We start from the raw sequence: 21387 nt of genomic DNA on the forward strand, positions 1-21387 counted from the left end.
CGAGGGCGAGGATAACGGGAGTTGAAGGAGCGCCGCAGAAAAAAACGAGCTTTCGGCAGACGATACGTCCGTCTACCCGTCTGATCCATGCAACAGAGTTACCACCCACCAACGACGACGGCCGACCTCTGCATCACATATTCGGATAAACTGGCCCTTCGCCGCCCTGCGGGGGCACCCAGTTGATATTCTGGTTGGGGTCCTTGATATCGCAGGTCTTGCAGTGGACGCAGTTCTGGGCGTTGATGACGAAGACGTCCTGTCCGTCCTTTTCCACCCATTCGTAGACGCCGGCCGGACAGTAGCGGGTCGAGGGACCGGCGAAGATGTCATGTTCGGAGCGCTTCTGCAGGTCCATGTCCTTGACCAGGAGATGCACCGGCTCGTTTTCCTCGTGATTGGTGTTCGACAGGAACACCGAGGAGAGACGGTCGAAGGTCAAAACGCCATCCGGCTTGGGATAGGCGATCGGCTTGTGCTGGGATGCCGGCTCCAGCGACTGGGCGTCGGTCTTGCCGTGCTTCAGCGTCCCGAAGAAGGAGAAGCCGAACAGTTGGTTTGTCCACATGTCGAGGCCGCCGAGCGCGACGCCGATGGCGGTGCCGAATTTCGACCAGAGCGGCTTGACGTTGCGCACCCGCTTCAGGTCCTGGCCGATGGCGCTGTCGCGCCAGCCGTTCTCGATCTCGACGACTTCGTCATTGGCGCGCCCGGCCGCGATCGCATCGGCCAGCTTTTCGGCGGCGAGCATGCCCGACAGGACCGCATTGTGGCTGCCCTTGATGCGCGGCACGTTGACGAGACCGGCCGAACAGCCGATCAGCGCGCCACCGGGGAAGGTCAGCTTCGGCACCGACTGGTAACCGCCCTCGGTGATGGCGCGGGCGCCATAGGTCAGCCGCTTGCCGCCCTCGAAGGTGCCGCGAATGGCGGGATGCGTCTTGAAGCGCTGGAATTCCTCGAACGGATAGAGATAGGGGTTCTTGTAGTTGAGGTGGACGACGAAGCCGACAGCGACCAGATTGTCCTCGAGATGATAGAGGAACGATCCGCCGCCGGTCTTCATGCCGAGCGGCCAGCCGAACGAATGCTGGACGAGGCCCTGTTTGTGGTTTTCCGGCCTGACCTGCCAGAGCTCCTTGATGCCGATGCCGAATTTCTGCGGCTCGCGGTCCCTGGAGAGATCGTATTTTGCGATCAGTTGTTTGGCGATCGAGCCGCGCACGCCTTCACCGATCAGCGTGTATTTGCCGATGAGTTCCATGCCGCGGGCGAAGTTCGGGCCGGGCTCGCCGTTCTTCTCTATGCCCATGTCGCCGGTCGCCACCCCCTTGACCGCGCCTTTCTCGTCATAGAGCACTTCGGTCGCGGCAAAGCCGGGATAAATCTCGACGCCCAGCGCTTCGGCCTTTTCAGCCAGCCAGCGACAGACGAGCCCGAGCGAGACGATGTAGTTGCCGTGATTGTTCATCAAGGGCGGCATGGCGAAGTTCGGCAGACGGATCGAACCGGCCGGGCCGAGCAGCAGGAACTGGTCGTCCGTCACCTTGGTCTTGAAGGGATGCCCCTCTTCCTCGCGCCAGCCCGGCAGCAGCCGGTCGATGCCGATCGGATCGACGACGGCGCCGGACAGGATATGCGCGCCGACCTCGGCACCCTTTTCCAGGACCACGATCGACAGGTCCGGATTGACCTGTTTCAGCCGGATCGCCGCAGAAAGACCTGCCGGCCCCGCGCCAACGATCACAACGTCGAATTCCATGCTTTCGCGTTCGGGAAGCTCTTGTCCGTCGCTCATCTTATCGTCTCCAGTCACACCCGGCCATTTTGCGCGGTTTTGTTCCCAATTCTGTCTTCCGTCATGGCAAATGCGGCCCCACTTGTCGAGCCAGTCTGCGACGGCAGCCAACCGCATTTGCGCATGAGGTCATGACGCAGGATACAAATACATGACGTGTACGTAAACGTCATATATTTTGTGCCGATTTGGATCGTGTCCACAAGATCAATGGTCGCCACTTCGACATGCAAACCCGCCTTGCTTTTGCCCGCTCCCTGTGCGAGGAGCCGCCCTTCAAAAATGCGCTGTCGCAGTCGCTCCCTACGTGACTGCCAAATTCCTGCCTTGAGAAGCGATGCAGAGGTCCCGCGACACCGTGGGCGCCTTGATGCGCGGTTGCGGGATCAAAGACTGGAGATAACCATGGCCAAGGCACTCGGCTTCGATTTCGGCACGACCAATTCGGTTCTGGCCGCGTCGCACGGCGACACGACCCAATCGCTGAATTTTACCAGTGCTGCCGGCACGACCGATTCGATGCGCACCGCGCTATCCTTCATGAAGCATGCGCAGTTAGGGGCGGCCGCCGTGAAGATCGAGGCGGGCCAGGCGGCAATCCAGCAGTTCATCGATAATCCCGGTGAAGCCCGCTTCCTGCAGTCGATCAAGACCTTCGCCGCCAGCCCCCTCTTCCAGGGCACGCTGATCTTTGCCCGGCGCAATAGTTTCGAAGACCTGATGCGATCGTTCCTCACCCGGCTCGCGGACTATGCCGGCGATGGCTGGCAAGAGGACTACAAGCGCATCGTCGTCGGCCGTCCCGTCCGCTTTGCCGGCACCAGCCCGGACGAAAACCTGGCGCTGGAACGTTACGAGCGGGCGCTGTCGTCCTTCGATTTTCCGGAGATTCATTATGTCTACGAGCCGGTCGCGGCCGCCTTTTATTTCGCCCAGAACCTGAAGAAGGACGCCACCGTGCTGGTCGCCGATTTCGGCGGCGGCACCACCGACTATTCGATCATCCGCTTCGAAAGCCATGCCGGCAAGCTGACGGCCGTTCCCGTCGGCCATTCCGGCGTCGGTGTGGCCGGCGACCATTTCGATTTCCGCATCATCGATACGGTGGTTTCGCCGCTGATCGGCAAGGGCAGCCAGTTCAGGAGCTTCGACAAGCTGCTGGATGTGCCCTCCAGCTACTATGCCAATTTCGGCCGCTGGAACCAGCTGTCGATTTTCAAGACGTTGAAGGACTTTACCGACCTGAAGCAACTGGTGCGCTCCGCCGTGGAGCCGGAAAAGCTCGAAGCCTTCGTCGACCTGGTCGATCACGACGAGGGTTACCCGCTTTACCAGGCGATCTCGGCCACGAAGATGCGGCTGTCGCAGGCGGAGGAAACCGAATTCTTCTTCAAGCCGCTGGGCGAAAAGAGCCGGCAGACGGTGCGCCGCAACGATTTCGAAAGCTGGATCGCGCCCGATCTCGCCCGTATCGAGGAAGCGCTGGAGGAGGTGCTCACCACGACCAACACCCTGCCTGAAGGCATCGATAAGGTATTTCTCACCGGCGGCACGTCCTTCGTGCCAGCTATCCGCCGCATCTTCGAAAACCGCTTTGCCAACGACCGCATCGAAAGCGGCGGCGAACTGCTGTCGATCGCCCACGGCCTGGCGCTGATCGGCGAACGGGACGATATCGAACGCTGGACTGCGATGGCGGCCTAAGCGACCGAAAGACTGGCACCGGGGGATGAAGGCAGTTTCCTCTTTCCCGGCCGCCCGGCCTTCTGTAGAAGGTGAGGCATGATTTCCACCGACAGGATGAGCCCGGCCGAACTTGCCGCCCTTCTGCATTTCCATGCGGAAGCGGGCGTCGAATGGCTGCTGGAAGACGATCCCGTCGATCGCTTCGCCGAATTCGAGCAGGCCAAAGCCGCGCGCGGCCCCGCCCCATTTGCAGCAACGCAAGCCGCGCAAAGAGCGCAGAGCTTCGAGCGCAACGATGTACCGCAAGCGCCGGCTGCCCGTGAAAACGGCAATCGCACAGCCGCCAAGGCACCGGCGCCGACCGCCGCGACCCCGCAGGTGGCTATTCCCCACGAGCAGGCGATTGCGGAAGCGCGCTTCGCCGCCGAATCCGCCCGCTCCCTTTCGGAATTGAAGAGCGCGATGGAAGCCTTTTCCGGCTGCAACCTCAAAAACAGCGCGCGCAACATGGTCTTCGCCGATGGCAATGCAGCGGCCGGTATCATGGTGATCGGCCCCGTGCCGAACGGCGACGACGACCGCGACGGCATCCCCTTTTCCGGCAAGCAGGGCCAGATGCTGGAACGCATGCTGGCGGCGATCGGGCTCGACCGGACATCCGCGCTGCTCACCAACGTCATTCCCTGGCGACCGCCGGGAAACAGGCCGCCGTCGGTGCGCGAAACCGATATCTGCCGCCCCTTCATCGAGCGGCAAATCGCGCTTGCCGAGCCCCGCCACCTGCTCGTTCTCGGCAATTTTGCCTGCCGCTTCTTTTTCGGCGGCAATGACACGATCCATCACATGCGCGGCGAATGGCGTGACGTCACTTTCGGCGGCACGACCATCCCTGCCATAGCCACGCTGCACCCGCAGGACCTCATGTCGGCTCCCGGCAGCAAACGCCTTGCCTGGCAGGACCTGCTCGCGTTTCGCGCCCGGATACGTGGTTAAAAGCCGGTTTCCAAAGGCTTGCCCGATTTGTGAACAAACGATGAAGAAAGCCATGCGGATTGCGCATACCAGCAACGCGCCGCTGTCCGTTGCGGAATCGATGTTGCGGTGCAATATAAAACCACGGGAGGAATGGAATAAGGAATTGAACCATGACGACCCGTTTTCGCCCCCTGCATTCGAGTTTTGAGACGCTCCGCCACGCCGGCTCGGCCTTGCGCACGCCTTTCAACAGCTTCGGCTCGGCTGCGAACGAACAGATGACGGCGGCCGGCTATGGCCACAAGACGCGTCCGAACCAGATTTTCGCGGAATTCATCCAGCGCTAAGCTGAGACAAGCGGCGCGCACCAATGCGCGCCATCGCTTCGATCTCTAAAAAGGTGTCCGATCATGTCAGTCCGTTCGCTCCGTTTCCTCATCGCCGATATCGGAACGGCCGTGCGCGCCTCGCGCGAATACACCCGCCTGAGCCAGGAATGCCCGGCAACCGATGCCAAGCGCAACACGGCCAGCGGCTTCCTGCCCCGCTGAGCAGCCAGGGATCTTCGGGTCGGGGGCCAGCAATTGCGCGACCTGCATAACTCTTTCGAAACCGAAACACGAAGGCCGGGGAGTATTTCCTCCGGCAACGGCGCGCTGTCGCCGGAACAACCACGGGTTTGACATCCGGCGAGAACGTTGATTGAGTACAGCTGCGGTTGTATTTTCGTCAGCGGTGCAAGGTTAGTGATGTCCCTGCTTTCAAAGGCCTTTTCGCTGATTCTTCGAAATTGGCCCTATTATTTGCTGTTCTGCGTCCTCGATCTCGCCTTGACGAGCATCGGCATCATCGCGATCAGCCAATGGAATCTGGGACTTCACGTCTCGCTCACCGCTGCGATGATCCTGCTCTGGCTGGCTTTCCTGTTCTTCATTCTCAGGGCCTCGATCCTCCAGAACCAGCCTGTACCCCATGGTGCCGCGAAGCCATCACTTGGCGCCTTCGTGCCGTTCGTGGCCAAAGGCTTCGTCCTCTATCTTATCGTTTTCGCCATATGCGCGCCGGTCTTTTTCGCCTTTGCCGGTCAGGCACCGTTGGGTCTCTTTCCGGACGCGACCATGTTCGGCCCCCTCCCCCTCTTCGTACTGGCGTTTTTCGCGGGCACGACCCTTGTTTTCTCGTCCATCTTCGCGCTGCTCGGAACCTGGTTGCCGGCGACGGTGCATGGCATCCGTCCCCAGTTCTCCGATGCCGCCGCTCGAGGATCGCGGATGTTCTGGCGGAGCTTTTTCCGGATACTGCCGCTTCTGATCGTCTTTCCGGCCATTTCCTGGGGCGTAACCGCCGTCCCGTTTCCGAGCCCCAGCCTGTTTCCAACCGGCTTGGCCGGTATCATCACGGTTCCGATGATCATCGAAACCGCCGTCAGCTACATTCTGAGCGCGCTCTTTGCGACGGTTATGATGGTCGCTCTCTCGGAAAACTATTTCGACGGAGAAAGGCTGTTACGCACCGCGCCGGTCGCAGCGTCCTGACCATCGGCGTGACTTATTCTTATGCCCTGCATTTTTGCGCCACTCCTTGTCGCAATCGACAGCGACGGCAAAACCGCATGCGACGACACTCTTGTGTAATTTCCGCAGCGGTGTACCAAGCTGGCACCCACGATAACCCGTTCCCGCGCTGCTGCTGAGCCGCCCAACATTTTGCACACTGGTCAGGCATCAGGTGCCCAGGAGCCCGCATGATTTCCAGCCTCAGATCCGTGTTCAGCCTGATGCTCTCCACATCGCTGATGATGGTCGGCTTCGGATTGGCGAGTTATGTGCTGCCGGTGCGGTCGGTGGCCGAGGGCTGGTCGACGCTGGTCATTTCGTGGATCGCGACAGGCTACACGCTGGGCTTCACGATCTCCTGCGTCATCACGCCGAAATTCGTGGCGCGCGTCGGCCATGTCCGGGTGTTCGCCGCGCTGATCACCCTGCTCAGCGTTGCCATCCTGATGTGCGGGCTTGTGGTCGATTGGCGAGCGTGGATCTTCTTCCGCGCGATTTCCGGCTTTGCGATCGCGGGCAGCTATCTCGTCATCGAGAGCTGGCTGAACGAGCGCGTGACCAATGAAAACCGTGGCATGCTGTTTTCGCTCTATCTGATCACCACCATGGTCGGCACGATCGGCGGCCAGTATCTCGTGCCGCTCGGCGATCCCACCAATTCGTCGCTGTTCATTCTCTGCGGCGTGCTGTTTTCCCTCGCGCTGTTGCCCACCGCGCTCTCTTCCTCGGCCATGCCCGCACCGCCGGCCCAGGCGAAGTTCGACGTGCCGGGGCTTTATCGCCGCTCCCCGGTCGCGGTCGTCGGCGCGTTTCTTGCCGGCGCCATGTCGGGTGCCTGGCTCAATCTCGGCGGCGTGTTCACGCAGAAGATCGGCCTATCGACGACCGAGGGCGCCACGCTTCTGGCAGCGCTGCTGGCCGGAAGCGCTGTCTCACAGATCCCGATCGGCCGCACCTCCGACAGGGTCGACCGGCGTATCGTCATGGTTGGCTGCGGCATTGTCGGGGTGATCTCGTGTCTTGCCATGGTGGCCTTCGTCGATGCAGGTCCGCTGATACTCTATGTCATCGCCGCCTTCGTCGGCTCGGTGCTGTTTCCGATCTATGCGCTGAACGTCGCCCATGCCAACGACCTCGCCCGGCCGAACGAATATGTCGAGGTCTCCTCCGGCATGATGATCACCTATGGCGTGGGCACGATTTCCGGCCCGCTGATGGTCGGCCCGGTGATGGACCGGTTCGGCCCGGCCTCGCTCTTTCTGGTCCTGGCGGTCTATTTCGCGCTCTATGCCGCCTATGCTGCATGGCGCATCGCCCAGCGCCACCAGCATGACGGCCTCGTTGCCAAGACGGATTTCCAGGCGAACACCGTACCGACACCGGGGACCGAAGCGGTCAACGCCATGAATCAGGCCGTGCGGCCGGGCGGGCTGATCGACGACGACACGGTGCCGCCCCGGGCGTACTGATCGCTATCCCTGCGGTGTGACGTGCTTGCGGGCGCCCTTGCGCTCGAGGCCAAGCTGGTGTTCGCGGAAAATGATGAAGATGCCGGCCGCCACCACGATCGCCGTGCCGATCAGCATGACACCGGTCGGCACCTCGCCGAACAGGAAATAGCCGATCAGCAGGCCGAGGATGATCGACGTATATTCGAACGGCGCGATGGTCGACATGTCGGCGTAGCGGTAGCTCTGGGTCAGCAGGATCTGCGCGACGCCGCCACAAAAGCCGGCCGCCATCAGGAGAAGGAAGGAATTCCACGGCAGCGGCTCCCAGCCGAACGGCAGCGTCAGCAACGAGAAGCAGGAGGCCGAGAGGGAGAAATAGAGCACGATCGTGTGCGTGCGCTCTTTCGCGATCAGTTTGCGCACCAGCACCATCGCGACGGCACCCAGCGCTGCCGACAAAAGCACGGCCAGCGCGCCGAGCGCTTCGCCCGAGCCGAATCCACCGTCCCGCAGCAAGGTCAGGCGCGGCCAGGTGATGATCATCACCCCGACAAGACCGATCAGAACCGCCGACCAGCGATAGACCCGCACAGTCTCCTTCAGGAAGACGGCGGCGAATACCACGGCCAATAGCGGCATCGCATAACCGATGGCGATCGCTTCCGGCAGAGGCAGATGCACCAGGCCGTAGAAACCGAAGCTCATCGCCAGGATGCCGATGAAGCCCCGAGCGAGATGGCCGAAAATATCCTTGGTGTGAAAGGCGGTGCGCAAGTGCCCCTTGACGGCGAGATAACCGAGGATCGGCACCATAGCGAAGGCGGAGCGATAAAAGGTGATCTGCCCGGTGGCGATCTCCGTTCCCGCCGCCTTGATCAACGTCGACATGCAGACGAAAACGAGTACGGAAAAGACCTTGAGCGCGATGCCCTTCATCGGGTGTGGAAATTCGGCATCCATGCAATCGGGCTCGTCAGGCAGGCGGCAGCGGGCCGAAAGTCTTTGCGAAACGACGGGCTGCGGGAGATGCGACAGAGAATCCATCGCTGGAATACAAATACTCTAGCGCGCCTCGGCTGCACGAGGGATCAATTTTCGTGATGCGAGCCGGAAATATTTGATGCACGTTCATCGATATCATAGTCTGCTGCTACCGGCGCAATAGACCGTATTCGCCCAAGCTCCCGGAATTTCTCTGGAAATTTGCGTCGCTTGTGCCAAAAATGCACAGCCGGTTTAAATATTGTTAGGGCGAATTTCGTAAATGTCTGATGCAAGTAAAGGGAGGATGGATTGGCGCGGTGAAAATGCGCACGCGCGATCGAAACTCCAGATCTCAGCCACCCCGAAGCTCCGCGTGTGTCGCTGAGCCTCATCACACTGACCAGGCCTTTCCGGCGGCATGACGCGACGGAAAACAAACGGGACACACAATGCGGACAGATACGGGCGAAATCATTCATCTGGAAGACTACCGGCCGACGGATTTCGTCCTTGAGAGAGTGGATCTCACCTTCGAACTGGACCCGACCGAAACTAAGGTCGAAGCTCGGCTGATCTTCCACCGGCGCGAAGGCGTGGCCGGGGATGTGCCGCTGGTTCTCGATGGCGACGAACTGAAGATGACTGGCTTGCTGCTCGACCAGGAAGAAATTCCGACAGCCAATTATGATGCCGCCGAGCATACGCTGACCATTCGCGACCTGCCGGCGTCGGCGCCGTTCGAGGTGACGATCACCACCGAAATCAACCCGGAGGCCAACACCAAGCTGATGGGCCTTTATCGCACCAGCAATGTCTATTGCACCCAGTGCGAGGCGGAGGGCTTCCGCCGCATCACCTATTTCCCCGATCGCCCCGACGTGCTCGCGGTCTACACGGTCAACATCATCGCCGACAAGGAAACCGCGCCGCTGCTGCTGTCAAACGGCAATTATCTCGGCGGCGCCGGCATGGGCGACGGCCGGCATTTCGCGGCCTGGTTCGATCCGCATCCGAAGCCGAGCTATCTCTTCGCGCTGGTAGCCGGCGATCTCGGCGTCGTCGAGGATACTTTCACGACGATGTCCGGCCGCGACGTCACGCTGAAAATCTATGTCGAACACGGCAAGGAGCCGCGCGCCACCTATGCCATGGACGCCCTGAAGCGGTCGATGAAATGGGACGAGGAGCGGTTTGGCCGCGAATACGATCTCGACATCTTCATGATCGTCGCCGTCTCCGATTTCAACATGGGCGCCATGGAGAACAAGGGCCTGAATGTCTTCAACGACAAGTACGTTCTGGCCGACCCCGAAACAGCGACCGATGCCGACTACGCCAATATCGAGGCGATCATCGCACATGAATATTTCCACAACTGGACCGGCAACCGCATCACCTGCCGCGACTGGTTCCAGCTCTGCCTTAAGGAAGGCCTGACGGTCTATCGCGACCACGAATTCTCGGCCGACCAGCGCTCGCGCACGGTCAAGCGCATCGCCGAAGTCCGCCACCTCAAGGCCGAGCAGTTCCCCGAGGATGCCGGCCCCCTCGCCCACCCGGTTCGCCCAACAAAATATCGCGAAATCAACAACTTCTACACGACGACTGTCTATGAAAAAGGCAGCGAGGTCACCCGGATGATCGCGACGCTCTTGGGCGCCGATCTCTTCAAGGCGGGCATGGAACTCTATTTCGATCGCCATGACGGACAGGCCGTCACGATCGAGGATTTCGTCGACTGCTTCGCCGAAGTCAGCAAGCGTGACCTGACGCAATTCTCGCTCTGGTACCACCAGGCCGGAACGCCGCTCGTCAGCGCGTCGACCGCCTATGACGCCGCCAGGCAGACCTTCACCCTGTCGCTGGAACAGATGGTGCCGCCGACGCCCGGGCAGAGCACCAAGGACCCAATACACATCCCGCTGCGGTTCGGCCTGCTGTTGGAAGACGGCTCAGAGGCTGATGTCTCATCGGCAACGGGCGCCGAAATCACTGGCGACGTGCTGCATCTCGTCGAGCGCAACCAGACCATTGTCTTCAACGGCATTACCTCGCGCCCGGTCCTGTCGCTCAACCGCGGTTTCTCGGCGCCGATCAACCTACATTTCGAGCAGGCGCCGGCTGATCGCGCCCATATCGCCAAGCACGAACGTGATCTCTTCGCCCGTTGGCAGGCCTTGAACGATCTCGCCCTGCCGAACCTCGTCGCGGCGACGGCCAGCGCAAGGGCCGGCAAGCCCGCGCAATGCGACGCGGCCCTAACCGAGGCACTGCTCGCGGCGGCAGCTGACGGCACGCTGGAGCCAGCCTTCCGTGCGCAAGCGCTCGCCCTTCCAAGCGAAGCCGACATCGCTCGCGAAATCGGCAGCAACAACGATCCGGACGCCATCCATACCGGACGCCAGCAGATCATGACGGCGATCGCACAGGCCGGTCGTGAGATTTTCACCAAGCTCGCCGACGAACTGGTCGATACAGGCGCGTTCAGCCCGGATGCTGCCAGTGCCGGACGCCGGGCGCTGCGCAATACCGCCCTCTCCTATCTCATCTATGCCGAAAACGCCCCCGATCGCGCCGCAGCAGCCTTCAAGGCGGCCAACAACATGACGGACCTCAGCCAGGCACTGACAATCCTGGCACATCGCTTCCCTGCGTCGGCAGAAGCAAAGGAAGCGCTCGCCACGTTCAAGGCACGCTTCGCCGACAACGCGCTGGTCATCGACAAGTGGTTCACCATTCAGGCGACCATTCCCGGCGCTGAAGCACTCGACCGCGTCAAGGCGCTGATGGGCGACCCGTCGTTCAACGGTTCCAACCCCAACCGCGTGCGTTCACTGGTCGGCACGTTCGCCTTTTCGAACCCGACCGGTTTCAACCGCGCCGATGGCGAGAGTTATCGCTTCCTCGCCCGCCAAATCCTCGATATCGATCCGCGCAATCCGCAACTGGCGGCGCGCATCCTGACGTCGATGCGGTCCTGGCGCTCGCTGGAGGAAATTCGCGCAAACCACGCACGCGATGCGCTGCGCGAAGTCGCAGCTGGCGCCAAGCTTTCGCCCGACGTCAGCGACATCGTCGAGCGCATGCTCAAAGGCTAGGAAATATCAAGAGGAATGCTCGGACAAACCCTGCGATTGCAGGGTTTTTTCGTTTCTGAAGGCGTCATGCAGTCCCCGATACGATTTTCCAATGACGAGAATTGGTTAACAAAGTTTTACGTTTTTCTCTGGACAACCCGAATCACAATTGATTCATTGGGGCAGGTTCGAGCGAGCGGCGCATCGAATCAGACGAGGGTTTACAGATTTGACCAAGATGGCGGAAGCGCAGCGGGGACGCGCAGCCGGCGAGCGGCTGCGTCCAAGATTTCCCGGCTTTTCGAGCCTGGAAAAGGACGTGATCCAGCACGCACGGATTTTCACCGAGCCGGCGGCTTTGCGCCTGGCCCGTGCCGAGCCGCTCCTGAAACGCTCGATCCCGATCCTGATCACGGCCTTTCTTCTCGTCGTCGCGATCTCGCGGATGAGCGGCATCATGGTCGAATATGCCCGCATGGAAGCAAGCTCGCGCCAGGCGACGATGCTTGCCGCCGCAACCGCCAGCGCCGCCCTGCAGGACAAGGGCGTCGAACTTTTCGACAAGGCGCAGAAATGGGATGTCGAGCAGCGCCTCAACCGAGCCCTTCCGCCCGACCTGCTCGAGCCCGGCGCCTTCATTCTGACGGTTCGCAATGACGGACGGATTTTTGCAAGCTCGCCGTCCGGCTCGCCCTATACCGGCCACACGCTTCCCAACGTGGCACCCGAAGTGGCCGCCTTTCAGTATTTCGGCGAACAGTCGACCGTGATGAAAACGTTCATCGGCGGCGGCGAGCATATCGTTGCCCTGATGCAGGTACCGGACGGCGCCGGCACCCTGATGGTCGCGACACCGCTGGCCCGGATCGACAAACTGTGGCGCGACGAGGTCTCGCTCAACGTCACGCTTTTTGCCGGCATTTCGGCCATCCTGCTGGTTATTCTCTACGCCTATTACATCCAGGCCAAACGCGCGCGCGATGCCGACCAGATCTTCGCCGAATCCAACCTGCGGGTGGAGACGGCGCTGTCACGCGGCCGCTGCGGCCTGTGGGATTTCGACATGCCGAACCGCCGGCTGTTCTGGTCACGCTCCATGTATGAAATGCTCGGCATGCCGCCGAAGAGCAATGTCCTGTCGTTTGGCGATGCCGCTCGCCTGATGCATCCGGATGACGGCAGCATCTACAAGGTGGCGCGCACCATTGCCAAGGGTGACGCCCGCCAGATCGACCAGATTTTTCGCATGCGCCATGCCGATGGCCACTACGTCTGGCTGCGTGCTCGCGCCCAGGTAATCCGCACGACATCCGGCCGCGTGCACCTGATCGGCATCGCCATGGACGTCACCGAACAACACCGGCTTGCACAACGCTATGCCGAAGCCGACCAGCGTCTGGCAGATGCCATCGAATGTACCTCGGAAGCCTTCGTGCTGTGGGACAAGAACGACCGTCTCGTGATGTGCAACGCCCACTACCAGCAGGCCTACAAACTACCCGACCGCGTCCTCGTGCCCGGCACCGAGCGTTCGGTGGTGACGGCCGCCGCGGCCCGGCCGATCATCGAACGCCGGATCGCCGATCCCGATCGCTCCAACCATTCGCAGACATCGGAAGTCCAGCTCTCCGACCAGCGCTGGCTGCAGATCAACGACCGGCGCACCCGCGACGGCGGCATGGTGTCTGTTGGTACCGACATCACGCTTTTGAAGCGCCATCAGGTGCGCCTGCGCGAATCCGAACGCCGCCTGATGGCCACCATCGGCGACCTATCGACATCGCGCATCACTCTGGAACGCCAGAAGGCCGAACTGTCGGTCGCCAACGCCAATTACCAGGCGGAAAAGGAACGGGCGGAAGCCGCCAACCGCGCCAAGTCGGAATTTCTCGCCAACATGTCGCACGAGTTGCGCACGCCATTGAACGCCATTCTCGGCTTTTCCGAAATCCTACAAAATCAGATGTTCGGCCCGCTCGGCTCGGAGAAATACGACGAATATTCCCACGACATCCATGACAGCGGCAAACATCTGCTGAACGTCATCAACGACATTCTCGACATGTCGAAGATCGAGGCGGGCCAGATGAAGATCAATCGCGAAACGATCGATCTGGCGCCGTTGATCGAGGAAACGCTACGCTTCACCACCATTCCGGCGCAACAGAAGAACATCTGTGTCGATCAGCAGATTTCCTCCGGCCTGACCATCACCGCTGATCGGCGTGCGATGAAGCAGGTCCTGCTCAATCTCCTGTCGAATGCGGTGAAATTCACCAATGAAGGCGGCAATATCTCGCTGCGCGCCCGCAAGGTCTCCGGCGCCGTGACGCTGACGATCGCCGATACCGGCATCGGCATCCCGCGCAGTGCGCTGCAGAAGATCGGCCAGCCGTTCGAACAGGTGCAGAGTCAGTATGCCAAAAGCAAGGGCGGTTCAGGCCTCGGGCTCGCCATCTCCCGTTCCCTAACGCTTCTGCATGGCGGCACGATGAGGATCCACTCGACGGAAAATGTCGGCACGATCATCACGTTGCGCATCCCCGATGCATCCCCTCGCCCGGGAGTGGAAAACAAGGCCGCAATTCCAGTCTACGCCTGAAGCGAACCCGAATTCAGGATTTCACGACCGTCTGGAATATCCGGCGGACGGCCTTGGAAAGGCGGCGAATATCCGCCTCCAGCACCTTGATATCCGGCGCGTCGCCGGCCCGGCACAAGAGGTCGATCAGGCCGGCCGGCGCGTCCTTGAGTTCCAGATCGCCTTCGATGCAAAGCCGCACCATCTGCGACAGATCCGTAAACAGCGCCAGCGCCTCCAGCACCGTGTCGAGATCGTTCGTCGTCAACAGGTCAGGGCCGAGCGCGCGCAAGACATCGGCGGTCGATGTCCCGCTTGCCGGCACCGCAGAGGCCTTCGCCGGCGCGATCAGGATCAGGTACTGGGCGATGAACTCGATATCGACGAGGCCGCCGGGAATGAGCTTGAAATCCCAGACATCCGCCGGCGGCTTTTCCTTGTCGATCAGATCGCGCATCTCGGCGACATCGGCGGTGACTTTCTTGATGTCTCGACGCTGTCCAAGAATATCGCCGACAATCGCGTTTGCCTGCTTGATCAGGCTCTGGTCGCCGCAGAGCACGCGGGCGCGGGTCAGCGCCATATGCTCCCAGGTCCAGGCCTCTTCCCGCTGGTACTTCTCGAAAGCGTTGATGCGCGTCGCGACCGGGCCCTTGTTGCCGGAGGGGCGCAGGCGCATGTCGACCTCGTACAACACGCCTTCCGCCGTCGGTGCCGAAAGGGCAGCGATCAGCCGCTGGGTTATGCGGGTGAAGTAACGCATGGAATCCAGCGGTTTCGGCCCATTCGATTCCGACGCCGCTTCGTCATAGTCATACAGCAGGATGATATCGACATCGGAGCCGGCCGTCAGTTCGTGGCTACCGAGTTTGCCCATGCCCACGACCGCCACGCGCCCACCGGGAAACGTCCCATGCGCGGCTTCGATTTCCCGCAATACGGCATCGAGCGCGGCGGTGATGATCAGGCCGGCCAGGTCGGTGAAGGCATGTCCAGCTTGCGTACCGGCAATGACCCCGGTCAACAGCCGGATGCCGATCAGGAAGCGTTGCTCGGATGCGGTGATCCGCAGGCGATCGAGGATATCCTCATAATGCCGGGCACCGGTCAGAAATCCCGTGATCCGGTTGGCCAGGTAGTCCCGCGTCGGCAACTCGACGAGAAGCCTCGGGTCGAGCATACCGTCGAAGACATGCGGCTTGCTGGCAATGACATCGGCCAGTCGCGGCGCTGCCGACATGATGTTGACGATCAGTGACAAAAGGCCCGGATTGTTGCCGAGCAGCGAGAAAAGCTGGATGCCGGCCGGAAGCCCCGCGATGAAGTGATCGAAGCGCAACAGCGCCTCGTCCGCCCGCTTGTTCTGGCCGAACACCCGCAGAAGCTCTGGCGTCAGTTCCGTCAGCCGTTCGCGCGCTTCCACCGATTGTGTCGCACGATAGCGACCGTAATGCCAGGTGCGGATCGTCCGGGAAATGTCCTGCGGCCGCTCATAGCCAAGATTCTTCAAGGTTTCGAGCGTGTCCGGGTCGTCCTTCTGGCCAGTGAAGACGAGGTTGCCGGTCTCGGTCGACAGTTTCGCCTCCTGCTCGAAGAGCTGGGCGTAACGCCGTTCCACCGTTTTCAGCGTTTTCGACAAGGCTGCGGAAAAGGCCGGTACGTCTGCAAAATCCATCATGTAGGCGATGCGCTTCAGCTCGGCATCCGTCGTCGGCAGCACATGCGTCTGCTCGTCGCGCACCATCTGGATCCGGTGCTCGACATCGCGCAGGAACCAGTAGGCGGTGACCAGTTCATCCGCCGTCGTCGCATCGATCCAGTTGGCCTTGGCAAGCCCGTTGAGCATCGGCTCGGTCGCACGCAGCCGGAGCTCCGGCATCCGTCCGCCGGCGATCAGTTGCTGCGTCTGGACGAAGAACTCGATTTCCCGGATGCCGCCGCGCCCGAGCTTGACATTGTGCCCCTTCACCGCGATCTCGCCATGACCCTTGTGGGCATGTATCTGCCGCTTGATGGAGTGGATATCGGCGATCGCCGCGTAATCCAGATATTTGCGGAACATGAACGGTGTCAGCTCGCGCAGGAAGGCTTCCCCAGCCTTCAGGTCACCGGCGACCGGACGCGCCTTGATGAAGGCCGCGCGCTCCCAGTTCTGTCCTCGGCTCTCATAATAGAGCATCGCCGCTTCGACGGAGATGGCGAGCGGCGTCGCGCCAGGGTCCGGACGCAGGCGCAGGTCGGTGCGGAACACATAACCGTCGCCGCTGCGTTCCTGCAGGATACGGATCAGCCGGCGCAACAACCGCGCGAAAACTTCCGGCGCTTCTTCGCGATCCGTGATCAACGCCGCCTGCGGCTCGTAGAACACGACAAGGTCGATATCGGAGGAGTAGTTCAGCTCGAACGCGCCGAGCTTTCCCATGCCGAGGACGACGACACCCGACTTTTCGCTGGGATGCTCGACATCCGCGACGAAGAGCTTGCCGGCATCATGCGCGCCCAGAAGCAGATGATCGATGACGGCCGAAACAGCGGCACCGGCGAAGTCGCTCAGCCAGCGGGTCGTCTCGCGCGCGTCAAAAAGCCGGGAAAGGTCGGCAAGCGCCACGGCAAAGGCGATGTCGCGTTTCGCCTGCCGCAGCCGCGCCATGATCTCGGCATCGGACAGCGGCTTGCCGGGCTCCGCCCCCTTCCAGGCCGAACGTGCCGTCGCGATGCAGGCTTCAAGATAGGGGAGAAGCGGACCAGCCAAGGCGTTTACAAGGACCGCCGGATGGGCGCTCGCCGTGTCTCGCAGATAGGGAGAGAGCGAGAAGGCAGTCGTCAGAAAGTCCTTGAGCGGTGCATTTGATGCCAGAAGCTCGCCGATTTCCGGGTGGGACTTCGTCATGTCCTTCAGGCTGGACTGAACGGACTTGGCGTCCGTCTGGCTCATCGGCCGAATGGAAAAATCACTGATCTCGGCAAGGCACCGTCCGTCCGTCTGCATCGTGACCTCTCCCATGTTCCCGATTTCGACGTTTCATGGGTATCAGGCCGATGGCGTTCGGAAAACCATGCTGGCGGTCAAACCACGATTGTTTTCAGATTCCGCCACAGTGTCGCTGAGTTCGAGCGCGCCTTGATGCATCTCCATCACCGCCTCGACCAGCGAAAGCCCAAGACCGGTGCCCGGCTTGCTACGGCTCTCATCCAGGCGCACGAAACGCTCGACCACATCATCGCGTTTGTCCTCAGGAATGCCGGGCCCATGATCGGCAACGGACAGGACGATCATGTCGTCGCGCCGGGCAAGGCTCACCCGGATCAATGGATCGGCTCCGCCCTCGGAATATTTGATGGCATTGTCGATGAGATTGCCGAGCGCTTGGCCGATCAATTCGCGATTGCCCGAGACATGAATGCCGGGTGGGACATCGGCCTCCAGCTTCAGTGCCTGATCATCGGCCACCGGTTCATAGAGTTCGACGCAATCGGCGACGCTACGCGACAGGTCGACATCGCTCATCTCGGCAGCAGCGGCCCCCGCCTCCACCCGCGAAATCATCAGCAGCGCATTGAAAGTGCGGATCAACTGGTCGGATTCGCCGATAATTTCCTCGAGCGAGGCACGATAACCCGAATTGGTCGCCTTGTGCGCCAGCGCCGCCTCCGCCTTGTTACGCAGCCGCGTCAGGGGTGTCTTGAGGTCATGGGCGATATTGTCGGACACCTGTCGTAATCCCTCGTTCAGCTTTTCGATCCGGCCGAGCATGGCGTTGAGCGATTCCGACAGCCGGTCGAATTCGTCGCCGGATCCGCTCATCGGCAAGCGCTGCGAGAGATCGCCCGCCATGATCCTTGTGCTCGCATCCGACATGCGGTCGATCCGCTTCAAGGCGTTGCGGCCGATGGCAAACCAGATGATCAGCGCGCCGATGACCATGACGCCGAGCGCCACCACCAGCGCCTGGCGCACCAGCACACGGAATTTCTCAGGCTCCTGCAGATCTCGGCCAACCAGAATGCGCAACCCGTTGTCGAGCACCAATACATGCGCCAGCGCCACATGGCTTTCCTTGCGGCTTTCGTCGGTATAGCGCTGATAGCGGAAGGCCTCGCCCGTCCAGCCCTCCCGGTCAAGCAGACCTGGCTGCAGGGAAGCGACATTACCGGCCAGGATTTCGCCCGTCGGACCGGCGATGACATAGAGATTGGCGCCGGGCTGACGCGCCCGCCGCTCCAACGCACGCAGGAGGCCGTTGACACCGCCACGGCTGTAGATGCTCTCGATCTGCGACACTTCGGCCGTCACCGCGTCGCGCGTCTGCTGCTCCAGCAACCGCTCGGACATCGCGGTCACATAGAAGACGAGAAAGGCCGCGCATAGCGCGAAGAGCACCAGATAGAGCGCTGAAAGACGAAGGGCGGTGGTGCGAAGGAGAACGCGCAGTCGGCTCATGGATCGGGGCGTCCGTCACCCTTGGCCATTTCGTCCTTGATCATGTAGCCCGAGCCGCGCACCGTGCGCAGCAGCGGCAGATCGAAGTCCTTCTCGATCTTCGAGCGCAGCCGCGACACATGCACGTCGATGACGTTGGTCTGCGGATCGAAATGATAATCCCAGACGTTTTCGAGCAGCATGGTGCGAGTCACCACCTGCCCCGCATTCTTCATCAGGTATTCCAGAAGTCGGAACTCGCGCGGCTGCAGCAGCAGTTCGCGGCCCTGCCGCCGAACGGTGTGCGACAGCCGGTCCAGTTCGAGATCGCCGACACGGTAGACCATGTCCTGCTCGGGCGCGCCCTTGCGGCGGCCAAGCACCTCGACGCGGGCAAGAAGTTCGTTGAAGGCATAGGGTTTGGGAAGATAATCGTCGCCGCCGGCGCGCAGCCCCGTCACACGGTCATCGACCTGTCCAAGCGCGGACAGGATCAGCACCGGGGTGTGAATAGCCTTGCGGCGCAATTCGCTGATCACCGAGAGCCCGTCGCGGCGCGGCAGCATGCGGTCGATGACGAGCACGTCATAAGTATTTTCGCTGGCCATGAAAAGGCCGCTTTCGCCGTCGCTGGCATGATCGGAAACAATGCCGGCCTCGCGAAAGGCCTTGGCCAGATAGGCAGCCGCCTCCAGGTCATCTTCGATAATCAGAATCTTCATGCGCGTGACCATAATCCCGGACCTGTCTCTTCCACAACCGGTTTGACCTTGGGAAATCGTGTCCTTCCGCCCGGCTGCGCGGCAAGACTTGCTCCTGAAAAGCCATGCTCCTGGAACGTCGGGCGCCGCGAAACTCTTGGGAGAGCTCGCGGCGCCCGGTTGTTCAGTGGAGCCGCATCAACCCTGGTTGATCGGCAGGGCCACGAAGCGGCTGGCATTGTCCACCTCGATCTGGAACAGCGCCTTGGTGCGGCCGTCCTTCTTGGCGGCTTCGATCACCTTGAGGATGTCGTCGGCCGACTTGACCTCCTGGTTGTTGACCGAAACAATCTTCTGGCCTTCCTTCAGCCCGCGATCACTCGCATCCGAGTCCGGATCGACCGAAGAGATTGTCACGCCATTGCCGTCATCAGCCGGCAGGACGGTGACACCGAGGTCGGCCAGAGCCTTCTCGCTCGAAGGCTGCTCATCCTGCTGCGGTTGCTGTTCGGCACCGGCGGAAGCTTCCTTGTCGGCCGGCAGCGTGCCGACTTCCAGCTTGACGCTTTCAGCCTTGCCGTCGCGCCACAGCGTGACGTCGACGCTGGTGCCCGGGCGCATCGCGCCGATCTTGCGGGCCAGTTCACGCGGTCCCTTGATCGTGTCGCCGTCGACGGCGGTGATCACGTCGCCCTTCTTGATACCGGCCTTTTCACCCGGAGAACCGGCCTGCGGCTCGACGACAAGAGCGCCGCCCGCTTCAGCAAGACCGAGCGATTCAGCCACGTCCTTGTCGACGGGCTGGATTTGCACGCCGAGCCAGCCGCGGGAGACTTCGCCGTCCTTCATCAGGTCGTTGACGACGTCCTTGGCAACGGATGCCGGAATGGCAAAGGCGATACCGACATTGCCGCCGGAAGGCGAGAAGATCGCCGTATTAATACCCACGACTTCGCCGTTGAGGTTGAAGGTCGGGCCACCGGAATTGCCGCGGTTCACGGCCGCATCGACCTGCAGGTAGTCGTCATACGGGCCGGAACCGATATCGCGGCCACGGGCCGAAATAATGCCGGCAGTCACCGTGCCACCGAGACCGAACGGATTGCCGACAGCCACCACCCAGTCGCCGACTCGGACCTTGCCGTCGTCGGCAAAGCCCACATAGGCAAACTTGCGCTTGTCATCGACCTTGAGGACCGCGAGATCGGTACGGCTATCCTTGCCGATCAGTTTGGCGTCGAGTTCGGTGCCATCGTTCAGAATGACGGTAAAGGCCGAGCCGTCGGATACGACGTGGTTGTTGGTAACGAGATAGCCGTCTTCGGAGATGAAGAAGCCGGAGCCTTGCGAGGTCGGGCGCAGACGACCGGGCTTGCCGTCACGCGGGCCATGGCCACGATCGGCACGCTTGTCATTGTCTTGGCCTCCGTTCGGGCCGCCAAATTCCTTGAAGAAGCGCTTCAGTGGGTGATCGTCGGGAAGGTCGTCAAAGCCACGACCGCCGAAATCGAAGCTGAAGCCGTTGCTGGCGTCATCGGAAACCGGGTTGGCCCGCGACTGGACCCGGACGGAAACGACGGCCGGCGAAACGGCATCGACCACGTTGGCGAAACTCGGAACCTGCGGCGCCTCGATCTTGACGGCGGCGGCAAAGGAATGGGTAATGGCGGCAGGAATGCCGGTCGACAACATGACAGCCGCGAGACCCGCGACGGTCGAGGTTTTCAAAACAGTCTTCAGGGAAGGACGCAGTGAGTGGTTCTTGAACATCCGATTTGCCTTTTCTCTTGAAAGTCTGGCTGACTGGAGGAACAGCCGATGAGAAAGGTTTAGTCGAACGCACCTTACTAGCGCGTGTCCGAGACGTGAACTTTTGGTAATGTTGGCTGAGTTGCCAAACGGGGTAATGTGTATAAAATTTCAACTCCATACACACGGAAGTACCATATGCGCACCAACATTGATCTTGATGACGACCTGTTGTCTCGAGCCATGGCGGCCACCGGCCTACCGACGAAGAAGGCGACGGTCGAACATGCGCTCAGACTTCTTGTGCGCAACGACCTGCAACGCAAGGCTATCGATGAAATGAGCGGATTAGGCTGGGATGGGGACCTCGAAGCGACGCGCCTTGATCGATCGGCCTGATCGGCTGTCG

The 21387-nt window shown here is 61.3% G+C and carries 15 protein-coding genes; 9 read left to right on the top strand and 6 right to left on the bottom strand.

Going from position 1 to position 21387, the window contains the following annotated elements; all coding sequences use genetic code 11:
* Window positions 1–133 precede the first annotated feature (133 nt).
* Window positions 134–1798, bottom strand: coding sequence for an electron transfer flavoprotein-ubiquinone oxidoreductase (locus ACST81_RS17380; RefSeq protein ID WP_438749420.1), 1665 nt, complete (start codon window positions 1796–1798; stop codon window positions 134–136).
* A 405-nt stretch (window positions 1799–2203) separates the two neighbouring features.
* On the opposite strand from ACST81_RS17380, the gene ACST81_RS17385 reads away from it, so the two are divergent.
* The 6 genes from ACST81_RS17385 to ACST81_RS17410 all read left to right on the top strand — a co-directional run bounded on the left by ACST81_RS17385 (window position 2204) and on the right by ACST81_RS17410 (window position 7484).
* Window positions 2204–3502: an Hsp70 family protein gene (locus ACST81_RS17385; protein ID WP_438749421.1), complete on the top strand. Its 1299-nt coding sequence runs from the start codon at window positions 2204–2206 to the stop codon at window positions 3500–3502.
* Window positions 3503–3580: 78 nt separating this feature from the next.
* Window positions 3581–4477, top strand: coding sequence for a uracil-DNA glycosylase (locus tag ACST81_RS17390; RefSeq protein ID WP_438749422.1), 897 nt, complete (start codon window positions 3581–3583; stop codon window positions 4475–4477).
* A 152-nt stretch (window positions 4478–4629) separates the two neighbouring features.
* Window positions 4630–4806 (top strand): hypothetical protein, encoded by a 177-nt coding sequence (locus ACST81_RS17395; protein WP_112405756.1) that lies wholly within the window; start codon window positions 4630–4632, stop codon window positions 4804–4806.
* 63 nt (window positions 4807–4869) lie between these two features.
* Window positions 4870–5010 (top strand): hypothetical protein, encoded by a 141-nt coding sequence (locus ACST81_RS17400; RefSeq protein ID WP_438749423.1) that lies wholly within the window; start codon window positions 4870–4872, stop codon window positions 5008–5010.
* 198 nt (window positions 5011–5208) lie between these two features.
* Window positions 5209–5994 carry a hypothetical protein gene (locus tag ACST81_RS17405; RefSeq protein WP_438749424.1) on the top strand — a complete coding sequence of 262 codons (786 nt, stop codon included), beginning with the start codon at window positions 5209–5211 and terminating at the stop codon, window positions 5992–5994.
* Between the two features lie 209 nt (window positions 5995–6203).
* Window positions 6204–7484 carry an MFS transporter gene (locus ACST81_RS17410; protein WP_438749425.1) on the top strand — a complete coding sequence of 427 codons (1281 nt, stop codon included), beginning with the start codon at window positions 6204–6206 and terminating at the stop codon, window positions 7482–7484.
* Between the two features lie 3 nt (window positions 7485–7487).
* Here the strand turns inward: ACST81_RS17410 and ACST81_RS17415 are convergent, their stop codons facing one another.
* Window positions 7488–8426, bottom strand: coding sequence for a DMT family transporter (locus tag ACST81_RS17415; RefSeq protein ID WP_438749426.1), 939 nt, complete (start codon window positions 8424–8426; stop codon window positions 7488–7490).
* 473 nt (window positions 8427–8899) lie between these two features.
* Between ACST81_RS17415 and pepN the strand changes: the two genes are divergently transcribed.
* A complete protein-coding gene (gene pepN / locus ACST81_RS17420) occupies window positions 8900–11548 on the top strand; it encodes an aminopeptidase N (RefSeq protein ID WP_438749427.1) in 2649 nt (882 codons plus the stop codon).
* A gap of 208 nt (window positions 11549–11756) precedes the next feature.
* On the top strand, window positions 11757–14129 hold the full coding sequence (locus tag ACST81_RS17425; RefSeq protein WP_438749428.1) for a PAS domain-containing sensor histidine kinase: 2373 nt from the start codon (window positions 11757–11759) through the stop codon (window positions 14127–14129).
* Between the two features lie 13 nt (window positions 14130–14142).
* On the opposite strand, the gene ACST81_RS17430 is transcribed toward ACST81_RS17425, so the two are convergent.
* The 4 genes from ACST81_RS17430 to ACST81_RS17445 form a co-directional block, all read right to left on the bottom strand.
* Window positions 14143–17097, bottom strand: coding sequence for a bifunctional [glutamine synthetase] adenylyltransferase/[glutamine synthetase]-adenylyl-L-tyrosine phosphorylase (locus tag ACST81_RS17430; protein WP_438749430.1), 2955 nt, complete (start codon window positions 17095–17097; stop codon window positions 14143–14145).
* A gap of 42 nt (window positions 17098–17139) precedes the next feature.
* Window positions 17140–18549 carry a sensor histidine kinase gene (locus ACST81_RS17435; RefSeq protein WP_438749431.1) on the bottom strand — a complete coding sequence of 470 codons (1410 nt, stop codon included), beginning with the start codon at window positions 18547–18549 and terminating at the stop codon, window positions 17140–17142.
* Window positions 18546–19262: a response regulator transcription factor gene (locus ACST81_RS17440; RefSeq protein WP_438749432.1), complete on the bottom strand. Its 717-nt coding sequence runs from the start codon at window positions 19260–19262 to the stop codon at window positions 18546–18548. The genes ACST81_RS17435 and ACST81_RS17440 overlap by 4 nt, the downstream gene beginning before the upstream one ends.
* A gap of 165 nt (window positions 19263–19427) precedes the next feature.
* Window positions 19428–20999 carry a Do family serine endopeptidase gene (locus ACST81_RS17445; protein ID WP_438749433.1) on the bottom strand — a complete coding sequence of 524 codons (1572 nt, stop codon included), beginning with the start codon at window positions 20997–20999 and terminating at the stop codon, window positions 19428–19430.
* 177 nt (window positions 21000–21176) lie between these two features.
* Here ACST81_RS17445 and ACST81_RS17450 point away from each other — a divergent pair, with 177 nt between their 5' ends.
* Complete coding sequence (locus tag ACST81_RS17450) at window positions 21177–21377, top strand: type II toxin-antitoxin system VapB family antitoxin (protein WP_438749434.1); 201 nt, start codon at window positions 21177–21179, stop codon at window positions 21375–21377.
* Window positions 21378–21387: the final 10 nt, after the last annotated feature.

Source organism: Pararhizobium sp. O133, assembly GCF_051669845.1.
Lineage (GTDB): Bacteria > Pseudomonadota > Alphaproteobacteria > Rhizobiales > Rhizobiaceae > Pararhizobium.

What these genes read in the sequence shown, in the direction of transcription:
- ACST81_RS17435 (WP_438749431.1), bottom strand. Translation starts at nt 18,549, where the DNA reads ATGAGCCGACTGCGCGTTCTCCTTCGCACCACCGCCCTTCGTCTTTCA.
- ACST81_RS17385 (WP_438749421.1), top strand. Translation starts at nt 2,204, where the DNA reads ATGGCCAAGGCACTCGGCTTCGATTTCGGCACGACCAATTCGGTTCTG.
- pepN (WP_438749427.1), top strand. Translation starts at nt 8,900, where the DNA reads ATGCGGACAGATACGGGCGAAATCATTCATCTGGAAGACTACCGGCCG.
- ACST81_RS17390 (WP_438749422.1), top strand. Translation starts at nt 3,581, where the DNA reads ATGATTTCCACCGACAGGATGAGCCCGGCCGAACTTGCCGCCCTTCTG.
- ACST81_RS17380 (WP_438749420.1), bottom strand. Translation starts at nt 1,798, where the DNA reads ATGAGCGACGGACAAGAGCTTCCCGAACGCGAAAGCATGGAATTCGAC.
- ACST81_RS17410 (WP_438749425.1), top strand. Translation starts at nt 6,204, where the DNA reads ATGATTTCCAGCCTCAGATCCGTGTTCAGCCTGATGCTCTCCACATCG.
- ACST81_RS17440 (WP_438749432.1), bottom strand. Translation starts at nt 19,262, where the DNA reads ATGGTCACGCGCATGAAGATTCTGATTATCGAAGATGACCTGGAGGCG.
- ACST81_RS17445 (WP_438749433.1), bottom strand. Translation starts at nt 20,999, where the DNA reads ATGTTCAAGAACCACTCACTGCGTCCTTCCCTGAAGACTGTTTTGAAA.
- ACST81_RS17430 (WP_438749430.1), bottom strand. Translation starts at nt 17,097, where the DNA reads ATGCAGACGGACGGACGGTGCCTTGCCGAGATCAGTGATTTTTCCATT.
- ACST81_RS17415 (WP_438749426.1), bottom strand. Translation starts at nt 8,426, where the DNA reads ATGGATGCCGAATTTCCACACCCGATGAAGGGCATCGCGCTCAAGGTC.
- ACST81_RS17405 (WP_438749424.1), top strand. Translation starts at nt 5,209, where the DNA reads ATGTCCCTGCTTTCAAAGGCCTTTTCGCTGATTCTTCGAAATTGGCCC.
- ACST81_RS17395 (WP_112405756.1), top strand. Translation starts at nt 4,630, where the DNA reads ATGACGACCCGTTTTCGCCCCCTGCATTCGAGTTTTGAGACGCTCCGC.
- ACST81_RS17450 (WP_438749434.1), top strand. Translation starts at nt 21,177, where the DNA reads ATGCGCACCAACATTGATCTTGATGACGACCTGTTGTCTCGAGCCATG.
- ACST81_RS17400 (WP_438749423.1), top strand. Translation starts at nt 4,870, where the DNA reads ATGTCAGTCCGTTCGCTCCGTTTCCTCATCGCCGATATCGGAACGGCC.